The 13,167-nt window shown below is 64.7% G+C and carries 11 protein-coding genes; 2 read left to right on the top strand and 9 right to left on the bottom strand.

Annotated features, from left to right (window positions below):
- Window positions 1-40: 40 nt before the first annotated feature.
- Window positions 41-1,327 (bottom strand): HlyD family secretion protein, encoded by a 1,287-nt coding sequence (locus ACZXDY_RS06240; RefSeq protein WP_464344876.1) that lies wholly within the window; start codon window positions 1,325-1,327, stop codon window positions 41-43.
- Window positions 1,328-1,512: 185 nt separating this feature from the next.
- On the opposite strand from ACZXDY_RS06240, the gene ACZXDY_RS06245 reads away from it, so the two are divergent.
- On the top strand, window positions 1,513-2,154 hold the full coding sequence (locus tag ACZXDY_RS06245) for a TetR/AcrR family transcriptional regulator (protein WP_028167516.1): 642 nt from the start codon (window positions 1,513-1,515) through the stop codon (window positions 2,152-2,154).
- A gap of 325 nt (window positions 2,155-2,479) precedes the next feature.
- Here ACZXDY_RS06245 and ACZXDY_RS06250 read toward each other — a convergent pair whose 3' ends face one another.
- The 7 genes from ACZXDY_RS06250 to ACZXDY_RS06280 all read right to left on the bottom strand — a co-directional run bounded on the left by ACZXDY_RS06250 (window position 2,480) and on the right by ACZXDY_RS06280 (window position 11,596).
- Window positions 2,480-3,535, bottom strand: coding sequence for an ABC transporter substrate-binding protein (locus ACZXDY_RS06250; protein ID WP_464344877.1), 1,056 nt, complete (start codon window positions 3,533-3,535; stop codon window positions 2,480-2,482).
- A gap of 4 nt (window positions 3,536-3,539) precedes the next feature.
- Window positions 3,540-3,872, bottom strand: coding sequence for a hypothetical protein (locus ACZXDY_RS06255; RefSeq protein ID WP_130577548.1), 333 nt, complete (start codon window positions 3,870-3,872; stop codon window positions 3,540-3,542).
- The gene (locus ACZXDY_RS06260; RefSeq protein WP_464344878.1) at window positions 3,869-4,627 is read right to left on the bottom strand and encodes an ABC transporter ATP-binding protein; all 759 of its coding nucleotides are present in this window, start codon (window positions 4,625-4,627) and stop codon (window positions 3,869-3,871) included. The genes ACZXDY_RS06255 and ACZXDY_RS06260 overlap by 4 nt, the downstream gene beginning before the upstream one ends.
- A complete protein-coding gene (locus ACZXDY_RS06265; protein WP_130227683.1) occupies window positions 4,624-5,430 on the bottom strand; it encodes an ABC transporter permease in 807 nt (268 codons plus the stop codon). The genes ACZXDY_RS06260 and ACZXDY_RS06265 overlap by 4 nt, the downstream gene beginning before the upstream one ends.
- Window positions 5,427-6,248 carry an ABC transporter permease gene (locus ACZXDY_RS06270; protein ID WP_130227684.1) on the bottom strand — a complete coding sequence of 274 codons (822 nt, stop codon included), beginning with the start codon at window positions 6,246-6,248 and terminating at the stop codon, window positions 5,427-5,429. Before ACZXDY_RS06270 ends, ACZXDY_RS06265 begins: the two co-directional genes overlap by 4 nt.
- A gap of 248 nt (window positions 6,249-6,496) precedes the next feature.
- Window positions 6,497-7,708 (bottom strand): extensin-like domain-containing protein, encoded by a 1,212-nt coding sequence (locus ACZXDY_RS06275; protein ID WP_464344879.1) that lies wholly within the window; start codon window positions 7,706-7,708, stop codon window positions 6,497-6,499.
- A gap of 348 nt (window positions 7,709-8,056) precedes the next feature.
- Window positions 8,057-11,596 carry an autotransporter domain-containing protein gene (locus tag ACZXDY_RS06280; protein WP_464344880.1) on the bottom strand — a complete coding sequence of 1,180 codons (3,540 nt, stop codon included), beginning with the start codon at window positions 11,594-11,596 and terminating at the stop codon, window positions 8,057-8,059.
- Window positions 11,597-11,876: 280 nt separating this feature from the next.
- Between ACZXDY_RS06280 and ACZXDY_RS06285 the strand changes: the two genes are divergently transcribed.
- On the top strand, window positions 11,877-12,641 hold the full coding sequence (locus ACZXDY_RS06285) for a tetratricopeptide repeat protein (protein ID WP_464344906.1): 765 nt from the start codon (window positions 11,877-11,879) through the stop codon (window positions 12,639-12,641).
- Between the two features lie 75 nt (window positions 12,642-12,716).
- On the opposite strand, the gene ACZXDY_RS06290 is transcribed toward ACZXDY_RS06285, so the two are convergent.
- Window positions 12,717-13,133 carry an ester cyclase gene (locus ACZXDY_RS06290; protein ID WP_464344881.1) on the bottom strand — a complete coding sequence of 139 codons (417 nt, stop codon included), beginning with the start codon at window positions 13,131-13,133 and terminating at the stop codon, window positions 12,717-12,719.
- Window positions 13,134-13,167 lie beyond the last annotated feature (34 nt).

Here is a 13,167-nt window from a genome sequence, read left to right on the forward strand (position 1 = left end):
CTGCTCACCTGCGCGCGGAGCGTTCTCCGGGCTCAAACTATCACTGCGGATGAATCATCATCGGTGCGTCGAGATCGGCATCATTGTCGGCGTCGTGTGCACCCTCGCTTGTATCCACGGTGGTGTAGACCGACATGCCTGCGCGCAGCAGGTTCTGTCGCGCGACGCTCTTCGGCACGCGGATGCGGACCGGCAATCGCTGCACGATCTTGGTGAAATTGCCGGTGGCGTTGTCCGGCGGCAGCAGCGTGAACACCGAACCTGCGGCCGGTGAAATGCTGTCAACCACGCCCTTGAACTTGCGGTGGCCGTAGGCGTCGACCGAGATCGTCACCGGCTGGCCCGGGCGGACACGCTTGAGCTGCGTCTCTTTATAGTTGGCGTCGATGAAGACATCGTCGAGCGGCACCACATTGCCGAGCCGCTGGCCGACCTGGATGAAGTCGCCGACATTGACGAGACGGTTGGAGAAGGTGCCGTCGACCGGCGCGCGCACCGTGGCGAAATCGAGATCGCGCTCGGCCTTGGCGAGCTGGGTCTGCAGTTCGGCGAGCGTGGCGCGGGCCTCGTTCTGCTGCGCCTTGGTCACCTCGACATTGTCGCGCGCAGCGTCATAGGCGGCCTGCGCCGACTTCACCGCGGCAACGCCCTGGTCACGGTTTGCCTCCGAGACTTCGAAGGTGGCGCGCGAGGCAAAGCCCTTGGTGCTCAGCGCCTGCTGGCGGTCGAAATCGAGGCCGAAGCGCTTCAGGTTCGCTTCGGCGGAGACGAGTTGTGCCTGCGCTTGCTCGACTGCGCTTTCCAACGCGGTGACCTGGCGGCCGATGCGCTCGATGGTCGCCTGCTGGGTGGCGATCCTGCTGCGCGCCGCGTCGACCGCGATCCGGTAGTCGCCGTCGTCGATCCGGAAGATCACTTCGCCGGCGCGAACGATCGCGTTGTCGGCAGGCAGGATCGCCGCCAGATGGCCGGAGACACGCGCGCCGAGCATGGAGTTGTTGGCGCGCACATAGGCGTCGTCGGTCGAGATGTAGAAGCGTCCGGCAACGAACCAGTAGACGCCGTAGCCGACGGCGGCGAGTGCGAGCAGGCCGAGCACACCCATCATGACGAATCTGCGCTTGGCGGGTTTTGGCGCGGCGGCTGGCGCTGCCGGCTGCTCCGGTGCAGGCGCGGCCGGCGTTTCGGCAGGCCGGCGCTTGGCTTCTTCGGGAGCGGGGCTACGAAGCTGCTCTGCCGGCTGAGCTGATGTGTTGCGCACGGACTCGCCCTCGACCTCCGGCTCGGAGCGAACGACGCGTGCAGCCTGATCTCTCGCCGCGGCCATGGCCGGACTCCTCATTTACCCCGTCACGACGCAAGCGAGGCCCTGCGGCTGGTGCGGCATCGTGTCTTTACATCTATCATTGACCGAACGGTTCGGTCAAGTTACATTACTTTGGAGGAACCCTAAGGAGAAAATCGCTTCCGGACAGTAGCCCGGACGGAAATGTTCTCCGAGAGACTAAACCAATGGTTGCAGGCCGGACATCCCCGCTTCAGATCGTTGCCGAGGAGGACTCCTCGAAGCGGCGGCAGATTCTCGACGGTGCCCGCAAGGTGTTCCTGGAATTGGGTTTCGACGGAGCCAGTATGGGCGAGATCGCCCGCGCCGCCGGCGTCTCCAAGGGCACGCTCTACGTCTACTTCGACGACAAGTGCCGGCTGTTCGAGGCGATCGTCGAGGAAGAGAAGATCGAGCAGAGCAAGGCGGCTTTCAATTTCGATCCGCAGCGCGACGTCGATACCACCCTGCCCGAATTCGGGCGGGCCTACATCGCCCTGCTGTGCCGGCCGGGCGGCGGCTCGGCGATCCGCACGGTGATGGCGATCGCCGAGCGGATGCCGGAGGTCGGCAGCCGATTTTACGAACAGGTGATCGCGAGCAACGTCAAACGCTTCGCGACCTATCTCGAAGCTCGCGCCGCGCACGGCGAGCTTGCGATCGACAATTTCGAGCTCGCTGCCTGGCAATTCATGCAGATGTGCCAGGCGACGCTGTTCCAGGCCTTCATCTTCCAGGCCAAGCCCTCGCCATCGCCGGAGCAGATCGCCACCGTCGTCGACAGCGCAACGCGCGTGTTCCTGGCGGCGTATCGGCCGAAGCCCGCGTAGCGGCGACGCCGGTTTTGCCCCCTCATGGTGAGGAGCGCCAACGGGTCCGCGCAAGGCGCGGCCCGATGACAGGCTCCGCGCGTCTCGAACGATGAGGCCCCGCTAGGGGCCTCGCCCTTCGAGACGGCCGCTACGCGGCCTCCTCAGGGTGAGGAGATAGACTGGGGTCGCAACTCTCTCCATCGTCCCTGTTCGCAATCACCGAGAGCCGTCATTCCGGGGCGATGCGAAGCATCGAGCCCGGAATCCATTTCGTCGCTTGCGCCTGTGGCCTGATGGATTCCGGGCTCGCGCTACGCGCGCCCCGGAATGACATCGGAGGTGCTCACGGCTTGAAGACGTAGCCCGGACCGATCGCTACGGCCTCCGGGATTGGCGGCAGGTCGGAGAACAGTTCGGGGTGATCCTTCATCACCTTCAGAATGTATTTCGGCTCGATATGCTTGTTGACATCGAAGGTCGCCTTGATGATCCCCAGCCGTGACAGGCGGTCTTCAGCACCAAAGAGCGCGCGGTAATTGTTCGCTGACAGACGGCGGTCCGCCTGCTGGATGTTGAACTGCATCGCGGCTTCGGCGATTTCCTGCTTGAGGCCAGGGATCCAACGGGTTGCGACCTGCGCGGCCTGCTTCGGGTTCTTGCGCATCCACTGGTCGGCCTCAGAGACCGCCGCCAGGAATTTCTCGATGGTGTCCCCGTTGGCCTGCACCCATGGACGCAAGGCGACGTTGAAGCCGAGATAGGAGATCACGTCGCCGCCGCGGATGATCTCGACCGCACCGGGCACATCCTTGCCGGCGACGATCGGCCACGGATCCCAGCCGGAGAAGGCGTCGATGCCCTTGGCGAGCAGGGCGACGGTCATGTCCGGCGGCGGCGTGTTCACCAAGGTGACCTCCTCCGGCTTCAGCCCGGCCTTCTCCAGGATGCCGAGGATGTAGAGGTGATTGATGGTGCCGAAGGACGCCGCGATCTTCTTGCCCTTCAGGCTCGCAAGGTCGCCCTTAACGATCCCTGAGCCTTCGCGCGCAACAATCGCCATGGTCGCATCAGAGCCGGCCTTGGTGGCGTTGCCGCTGTAATTGCCGAGCGCAACGAGATCCATGCCGCGCAGCACCGCGCCGATCATGGGCACGCCGACCTGCACGATCTCGCTCTCGCCGGCCTGCAGCGCGTTGAGGGCATCGACGCCGGTGGCATAGGGCCGCGCGATGGTGACGTCGAGGCCGTATTTCTCGAAGAAGCCGCGCTCGAGCGCGATCGGCAATCCGATCTGGTCGATGCCGGTGACCATGCCGGCCTTCAGCTTGGTCAGCGTCTGCGCGCCCGACGGCGTGCAGAGCAGCGCGAACGCCATCGCGAGCAGCAATAATCGTTTCATTCTCCTACCCTCCCGGTTTTATCGGCCCCACCGCCGTCACCCAGTACGGCCGGGCGACGGCGTTGAGGTCCGTTCGTTTGACGCCACGCAATTCAATGGAATGCTCGTCAGTGCCCGAGACACGTCCATATTGCTGGAATGCGAGCACGTGGAAACGCTCGGGCGTGAATGGCAGCTCGATCTGCACATTGACCTTCTCGGACGTGCCGGCGAGCTCCGGCGAAATCTTGCCGGGCGCGGCCAGGGTCAGCCAAAGCTGAAAGCCGGCCCAGGCGGCGATGACGCCGAGCACGATGCGGCCCTTGGTCGAGCGGAAGGCTTGCGCGACGAGGCTCATGCGGCGCGCACCATCTGCAGCACGCGCGCGGAGAGCTGTTTGAACTTGTCGTCCTTGACCAGATCATCCCACACCCGCGGCCGCGGCAAATCGATCTCGATCTGGTCGAGGACGCGCCCCTTCGAAAGCACGACGACGCGGTTGGCAAGGAACACCGCCTCCGACACGTCATGGGTGATGAAGAGCACCGTCGGCTTGCGCTCCTGCCAGATCCGCGTCAGCTCCTCCTGCAAGGTCATGCGCGTCTGCGCGTCGACGCTGGCGAAGGGCTCGTCCATCAGCAGCACATCCGGATTGTTGGCGAGCGCGCGCACCACGCCGACGCGCTGCTGCATGCCGCCGGACAATTCATTGGGGTAGCGATGCGCCGCATGCGAGAGGCCGGCGAGCGCGAGATATTCGCGCGCGATGCGGTCGCGCTCGGCCTTCGGCACGCCGCGCATCTTCGGGCCGAAGCCGACATTGTCGAGCACGGTCTTCCAGGGAAACAGCGCAAACGACTGGAACACGACGCCGCGCTCCGGGCCCGGTCCCTTGACCGGCTTGCCGTCGAGCAGGATCTCGCCGCCGGTATAGGGAATGAAGCCGGCGATCATGTTGAGGATGGTGGTCTTGCCGCAACCGGACGGGCCGACCACGGAGACGAATTCGCCCTGCTCGACGTCGATCGAGACGTCGTGGACCGCGTTGACATGCGAGCCGGCATAGGGATCGAAATAGGTCTTTGCGAGGTTCTTGAGCGAAAGCGTCTTCATGATGTCACCAATCCCCAGCGCTGGCCGGTCGCGCGCTCGAGCGGCGCGAGGATCCAGGCGTCCACGATGTACCAGAGCAGTCCGAGAATGATCATGCCAAGCAGGATCTCGACGGTGGAGCCGGAACGGCGCGCATCGAACATCATGAAGCCGATGCCGCTGGTGCCGACGATCATCTCGACCGCGATCAGCGCGCGCCAGCCATAGCCGAGGCCGTTGCGGAGGCCCGTGATGATGTTGGGCAGCGCGCCGGGCAGCGTCACCTCCCAGAGCACGCGCGCCGGCGAGGCGCCGAGACTGCGTGCGGCGCGCGCGAGATCGCGCGGCACCGATTCGACGCCGAGCACGGTGTTGAGCACGACCGGGAACAGCACGGTGTAGACAATGACGAAGGTCATCGTCGTGAGCCCGAAACCGAACCAGATCAGGAGGATCGGCAGCCAGGCGATGTCGCCGATCGCTTGGAAGAACAACAGGATCGGCCAGCAGATGCGATGCGCCCAGCGGCTGGTGCCGATCAATACGCCCAAGGGAATCCCGAGCGCCATGCCGACGGCGGCGCCGGTGAACAGGCGGATCACGCTGTCGCCGAGATAATCCGGCAGGATGCCTTTGTAGGTCAGCGTGACGAAGGAGTTCACGACATCGACCGGGCCGGGGAAGAACGCACGCGGAAAGATGCCGGCTGCGGCAACCGCGCTCCAGAGCGCCACCACCGGAATGAAGGGGATGATGGCCGCGAGCGCGGGCCAGCGCCGCGTCATCCGTGCGTAGCCGCTCCAGCATTGCAAGAGAACATTCATGCGCGCCTCACCATGCCCCAGCGCTCGATGGTCGCCCGCTCCAGCGGAACCAGCAGCAGACGGTCGATCAAGAGCCACAGCACGCCGATCACGATCATGCCGAACACGATGACCTCGGTGCGGTAGAAATCGCGGGCGACGAACAGCATGTAGCCGAGCCCGACATTGGTCGCGATCATCTCGGCCGCGATCAGGCCGCGCCAGGCAAAGCCGAGCCCGGTGCGAACGCCGGTGACGATGTTCGGCAGCGCGCCCGGTAGCAGCACTTCCGTCAGCAAGGCCCAGCGGCCGGCGCCGAGCGAGCTTGCGGCGTTGCGTAGCGTGTGCGGGATGGTCTTGACACCGAGCAGCGTGTTGTAGGCGACGACGAAGAACACGGCGTTGAAGATCACGAAGACGATGGCGCCGAAGCCATAGCCGAACCAGAGCGTGGCGATCGGAATCCAGGCGATGCCGGCGAGCACGGAGAAGAAGCGGAACAGCGGCGTCAGGAACGCGGCAACCGTCGGGCTCACGCCCATCGCGATCCCGAGCGGTACGGCGGTGACGACGCCGATCAGCGTGCCGAGGCCGACGCGCAGCAGGCTCGCGCCGACATGGGCAAGCAGCGTGCCGTCGCGGATCGAATCCATCGCGGCCGTGCCGACCGCGCCAACAGAGGGGAAGACCCGCGGATTGATATCGAACAGCGGAACGACGATGGCCCAGATCGCAACCAGCGCAAGCAGCGGGGCGACGAACATCGCAGCCCCCGCGAGCGAATTGACGCTGCGCGCAAGCCACGGCGATCGCCGCTTCAGACTGCGCGTCACCTCCATGCCGCCTCCCCTGATATGATGCAGCCTTTGCCGGCCTTTATTGTCGTTTATCGCGTCCGTGCCGCCTTAGACACGCGACGCCATGCCTCATGTTGCGCAAATTGTGATGTCGCGCAATCGCCTATCCTGCGTAGATCACCCAGGCGGGAGCCGGACGCCCAGCAAACAACCAAAGGATGTGCGCAGCACCGGATCTCGGCGATCCCTGCACTGCCTCAGCGCGCTACCCTCACACAAGCGAGCAAAGGCTATTCGTCGGTGAATTCGTCTTCTTCGTTGACCTTGGCCTTGCCGAACCAGGAGGACTTCTTGCCGCCGAGCGAGCCCGTGACATTAGGATCGCGCGAGGCATAGGGGTTGCGCGAGTTGGCGCGCGCGGCGATCTGCTCGCCGGAGACGGCGGCGGGCTCGCAGATGATGCGGCGACTGGCGCGGCGCATCAGGTCGACGTGGATGTGATCGTAGTGGAAGCGGTTGGAGCCCGGCGCCAGCACGGTGTTGAACTGCTGGCAGGCCCCGCCCTGGACGTCACGCAGGAATCCCTGCTCTTCCGGCAGGCCGCGCCAGCCATCCTTCACCGAGATGCGGCGGCCGTCGGCGAGCGTGAAGCCGGCGATGTCGAGCGCATTGCCGAAGGCGTGCTCGGAAATATGCGCACTCGGATTGCCGTTCATGCCGCGGCAGGAATAGGCGGAAATCTGCTTGATCTCGACCACGCGCGCGCCGAACCAGCGCGTCGCCGCGGGCTGCACGGAATCGGCAAGCCAGCGGTCGAGCGCGGAGACGATCGGACAGGCGAGCGTCGCGGTCGGTTTCAGCGTAACCGGGCCGACTGCAGTGACGGGATTGCCGCGCTCCGGCCCGAGCCGCGGCAACGGCGCGGCGGCGCCTTGCGACGGCGAATAAGGCCCGGGGGAATAAGGTGCGGAAGCGCGGTCGCGCGGCGGATAGCCTTGCGGTGTGCCATAGGCCGGACCGCCCGGCGGCTCCGGGGAGCCCTCCGCCGGCAAATCGATGTCGTCCTGCTGCGGCGCGACGCCGGGAGCGCTCAGCGAGATCGGCCCGTTCGACGGCGCGCCGTAGCCGGGTTGGCCCGCGGCCGAATTCGGATAAGGGGCCGGCGGCGGCGCCGGTTGCCGCGCGATCGGCCAGCGCGGCTGGCTCCGGCTCGATCCGATATCGGCCGGCGGACGCAGATCGTCGACGAAACCAAGAGTCTGGTCGCTCTCGCCGAGCGCTGCGACCTTGAGCGGGAATTGCGCACCGCACGCGCCGGGACCCGAGATCGGGTCGATGCGCACGAGGTCCGGCCCTTCCTTCACCGCTCCGGATTTCAGGCAAGCGACTTCGGCCTCGGCCCGCCAGGGTTCACGCTCGGCCTGGAAGAAACCGCGACCGCAACCTACCAGCGAAACAAGGACGACGGAGCCGACGAGATACAAACGAACTCCACGCGTCATGCGCGGCAGATTCGGCGAATTTATTTAAGGACTCTTCAACGCGTTGTTTTTACACATCTTTAACCATACGGCCGCCGGCCCGGGACGCCTCAGGCAGGACGGACAGCACCGCTGGCTTTTTCGGCGGGGAACGGTTTGGTAAATTTCGGCGTTCTATGCGGGCAGGCGCAAACGCTGGGAGCGTTCTCGATGGCTATGAGTCTTCTCGTCAGCCGGCTGAGTGTCGTCGCCGCCTATGTTGCGCTCGCCTTTGTCGGCGCGATCGTGCTTGGCCTGCTGTAGGCTTTCCCTGGAAACCTGGATTGGACTTGCGCCCGGCGGCTCTCCCGCCGGGCGCCAGTTTGATTGCTACCAGCTATAACGCACGACGCCCTTGCCGGCGTAGGAGCGCGTAACGTCGGAGAACTCGCCCTCGAAGGTCGCGGCTGCCGACCAGCCGTTCATCCAGTTCAATTCGGCAGACGCGGTGGTGAGCGCGGCATCATGCGCCAGCGCCGCGCCGCCTACGACAAAGGACGCGCCGGGCAGCGTCTGGAAGGTCGCTGCGACATTGCGATCGGTGTTGAAATCATGCGCCCAGGCAAGGCGGCCGCGCAAGGTGAGGACCGCATCCGGTATCGCGAAGGACTTGTCGGTTCGCACGCCCAATTCGCTGCGCGGCGCGGTGACGGTCTTGGCGCCGTAGGCCAACGCGAACGCACCGACGCCGGCCACGACCTGTTCCGTATAGGCCGGCAGATCGAACGTCGTGAACTGTGCGGCGGCATAGGGCGTGACCGCTCCGATCCACGGCGTCAGCAGCCGATAGCCGCCCTCGACGCGGCCCGAGTAAGCAGTGGCATTGAACTCAGCGTGCAATCGATCGAGGCCGGCGCCGATCACGGTGCGATCGGTCGTGATGTCCTGCCAGCCATAGGCGAGCGCGCCCAGGACATAGGCCGCACCGACATCGTGGCGCGCGAAGACGCCAGCCTGAAACAGGTCGGAGCGACCGCTGCCGAGCGAATTGGCGACCGAGAAATTGGTGCCACCGCCGGCGAGCGTGAAGCCTACGAGCGTGTTCGGTGCGATCCGGTAGTCGGCCCCAACAGCCGCGCCGTAGATGCGGCTGGACGTGTTGTTCGATCCAAGCGCGGCGTTGCCGTCGGTCGTCTGCGAGCCGCCGAAGCCGGACGCCCAGACACTCCAGCGTTGCAAGGCCTGCACCGGCGGCGGCGCCTTCCGATACACGGCGGTATAGGCATCGCGTTCGGCGCGCGATCGCGGCTTCCGCGCCGGCGCATAGGCGTTGGCGCTCTCGGAATCATCATCGGCGAACTGCGCAGCGCCGGGCGATGGAGATACGTTGTCGCCACGTCCGGCGATGGTGGGATCTGTCATGATCCCCATGAACATGTTCATCGCGTTGAAGGTGGTCTGCTGCGAGCCGGTCGACGTCTCGCCTGAGGCCTGCGTCAACCCAGCCGGCGTCAGGCCGCCGAAAGCGACGGGGATGCTGCCGCCGGCGTTGAAGAAGCCGGTCAGCACGTTCGCCAGCCTGGCCTGATTGATGTTGAGGCCGGAGTTGGGCGCAAAGTTGAGCGCCAGGTCCAGATAGACGTTGTTGGCGTCATAGTTCAGGCCGCCGCTGACCGAAGGCAGGTTCGTCGCGACTGATGAGCCAAAGGTACCGCTGACGCCGCCGCTCGCGTTTAGGATCGTGTAGTGCTTCTGCAGGGACGAACTGAGCAAAGACACATTCACCGCCGCGCCGCCCGGTGTCGCAGTGCCGGTGACGTTGGTTCGACCGGTGCCCGCTCCGTCGACCTGCACCAGATAGATCGAAGCCGCCGTGAAGCTGAGGTTGCCCCGCACCGTCAGCGTGCCTGACGTCGTCGTGCCCGGGGCGAGGACGCCGCCGCTGACCGCGGTGTTCCCGACGCTGCCGATGCCGCTGAGCGTGCCACCATTATTGACCGTGACGTCGCTGGCCAGCGCGCCGTTCACCAGCAAGGTGGCGCCGGCGAACACGCCGGTGCCGTTCTGATAGGTCTGTGCGTCGGTGATGGTCCACCTGCCGCCCTGCACGTTCAACGCCTGGAAGTTGATAACGTTCGACAGCGTGCCCGAACCCGGGCCGAACAGGTTGATGGTGTTGGTGCCGACGCCGCCGTCGATCCGGCCGACGATGCTCGAGCCGCCGTACAGATTGAGCGTGTCGTTGCCGCCTTCCATGCTGATGGCACGGCCGGAATTGCCGATGATCACGCCGTAGTTGGAGAGAACGTCATCGCCCTCGCCGGTCTGGATCGCCGCGCCGTCGCCGCGAATGAAGCGGGTCGAGCCGGTGCCGGTATAGGTCACGCCATTGAGCGTGCCGACCGAACCGGGATCGGGATTGCCGTTCTGCAGCAGCGTCGTTCCGTTCGGGTCCGGGATCGTGCCATTGCCGATGATGGTGCCGTAGTTGACGATGGTGTCCTTGTCGGCGGCGGTACCGGTCTTGTTCTCGGAACGGATTGCATAGCTGTTGTTGCCGACAATTATGCCGCCGGCATAGTTGATCAGATCAAGTGCGGACGATCCGCTGCGCGAACCATCGGGGTTGGAATCATTGTTGACGACGATACCCGCAGCGGCCCCCGAAATGGTGCCATAGTTGCGGATCGCGCCGCCGCCGATCGCAAGGCCTTCGCTGTTGTTGAAGCGGAGGCCATCATCCGCGCCTTTCGCGCCCGTGCCCTGGATGGTGCCGTAGTTCGTCAACGTGAGCGCGAAGTCGACATCGATGCCGTCGCCGTCGCCGCGCGCCGACGTGGTATCGATCGCGCCCGTGATGGTACCGTAGTTGGTCACCACGGCATCGCCGCCGGATCCGACACCGGCGCCGTCGCGGCCAATGATGGTGGCGCCGGCGTAGTTGTAGACCGTGATGTTGCTGCCAAGGCCGCCTGCGGTGCCATTCTTGGCGCCCGAGATCAGGCCGCCCGCGTAGTTGTAGACGGTGCCGCTATGTCCCTCCTGCAGGTCGATACCATCGGAGCCAGGGCGGTCCGTCGGCTCCGGCGCCGAATTGGCGACGATCTGGCCGTAATTGTAGACCGTGAAATTCTGGCCCGGCCGCATCGCGTCGGCATTGTCAGCGGTGATGAGACCGCTGGCGCGGTTGGTGATCGTGACCGTCGCGGCGGTCGAGGTCAGGTTGTCGAAGTCGAGCGCCTGCCCCGTCGCCGACTTGATGGTGCCGGCATTATCGATCGAGAACGACGCCCTTGTGCTCAAATCGGTGTCGCTGAGTCCGCTGCCGGAGCCGTTGATCTGGATGGCGTCGTCGACCGACTGGATGGTCGCGCCGGCATTGTTGATGATCGTGAGCGACGTGACGTTGTCGAGATTGGTGGTCGCCCGGATCGCGCGGGCCGAGGCGTCGATCAATCCGGAATTGGTGATGGTGGTGGTGCCCCCGCCGATGCGCATCACGTCATTGCCGGTCGCCTTGAGCGTGCCACCGGCTTGGTTGGTGATCGAGAACACCGCCGCGTTCGAAGTCACCGAGTTGAAGTCGAACACGCGACCGTTGTTCGTCGACTGGATGGTCCCGAAATTGTCGACCTTGACCGCTCCGCTGGTGAGACCGCTCTGGATCCGGAACGCATCGTTGGACGAAGTGAACAGCGCATCCTTGTTGTTGATCAGCGTGAAGTTGCCACTGATCGCGCTGTTGGACGTATCGATGCCGCGCGACGTCGCGGAAATCGTGCCGTCGTTGGTGATGACCACGCCGGGCGAAGCAAGCCCGGTGGTCCATGCGATCGCCGTCCCGATGACCGAGAGCGTGCTTCCATCTGCGACAAAACCAGTATCGTTATTCGAGACCGTCTTCGCGGTCGCCGGATCGTCCGGTGGCACACTGAAGCTTGCAGCTAAGGCAGAACCAAACGCAATAGACGACGCAGCAACAACCAATGCGAGCTTGCTCGCATGGCTCAACAATTCAACTTTCACCACCAGTCCCCTGAAACCTGCAGTGCGCGGCAATCTGGAGTCTGCATGTAACAGTTTGATAACAACGCATTTGCGTGTAAGACATGCGTGGCACTTGTGATATAATTACAACGACCGAAGATCTCACTTGTCTTCAAAGACTGAACGACCCGGCGTCGCCGACCAGACGTTGCAACGCGCCGCGTTGGCACTGCAGATGCAGCGGCCCGACGAGGCCGAGAGATTGGCGGCAGCGGTGTTCAAGGCGAACCGCGGCAACGTGGCGGCCGCGGCGCTGCTTGGCCGCGCGCTGATGCTGCAGAACCGCTTCGATGAGGCGATCACTCCGCTGCAGAAGGCCTCGCGTCGCGGCGACGACCCCGCAGCCGAGACCCTGCTTGCGGCGGCGTTTGCGGCCACCGGCCGGCGCGACGACGCGCTTGCTCTCCTGCGCAAAGCGATCACGCGACGGCCTGCCTTCCCGCCGGCTTTCCTTGAATATGCCGGCCAGCTCGCATCGGGCGGAAAGATCGACGAGGCGATCGCCGCGCTCGAACAGGGTCTTGCGCTCGCGCCTGGAATCGTCGAGCTGCAACTTCGTTTGGCAACCCTTTACATCGGCCGCAACAAGCGTGCCGAGGCGCGCGCGTTGCTGCAGCAGACGGCGGCTGCGCGCCCCGACGTGCTGGCCGAACTCGCGCGCGTGATGGTGCTGGACGGTGACTACGCCGCGGCCGTCGATGTCTTCCGCCGCGCGCTCGCGCTGCGCCCGGATGATACGCCAACGCGCGCCAACCTCGGCATCTGCCTGATGGAGATGAATGAACGCGCCGCCGGCGAGGCAAGCCTGCGCGAAGCCGCACGCGGCAGGCCGGACATGATGGGTCGCGCAATCATGTCGCTCGCCGCCGCCTCGCACGGCCGCTTCTTCCTGCGCCCCAGCGCCGCCGCGAAATTTTTGACGGGCTAAGGCGGAAAGCCTGCTTAGCCGAACCAGACCTGTTGCGTCCTAAGTGCAGCGTCGCGATCACGGGAACGCGGCCGCTCAAACCCAGCCCAGTTCCTTCAGCGCCATGCCTGAATGCCATATCTTCGTCATATGGCTGATCTTGTCGCCAGTAAATTGCATCACGTAGACGTAGTCCGAATTCGTCTTTTTGCCGGTCGGCTCACATGGACCACCGGGACCGGTATGGGTGCCCGAAAAGACGGCATAGGCTGCGACGTTGTTCCGTTCGGTGTCGGTGGCGAAGGATTTCACCTGATAGCTGCCGTCCGGCAAGGTGGTCATTACCCCCTTCATCCAGTCAGTATATTCCGCAAGAGTCTTGATATCGGCTAGCGGTTCCGCCTGAGCGGCGAAACTCGCATCTGGGGCACAGTAGATCTTGCAGATCTCCCAGCCCTTTCCAGTTTCGCAAGCGGCAAAGAAATCCTTGGCAATTGCCGAGATCGACGCCATGGCTGCTTCCCCTGTGCGCGTGGACGGAATGTCT

The organism is Bradyrhizobium sp. LeoB3 (assembly GCF_055456055.1).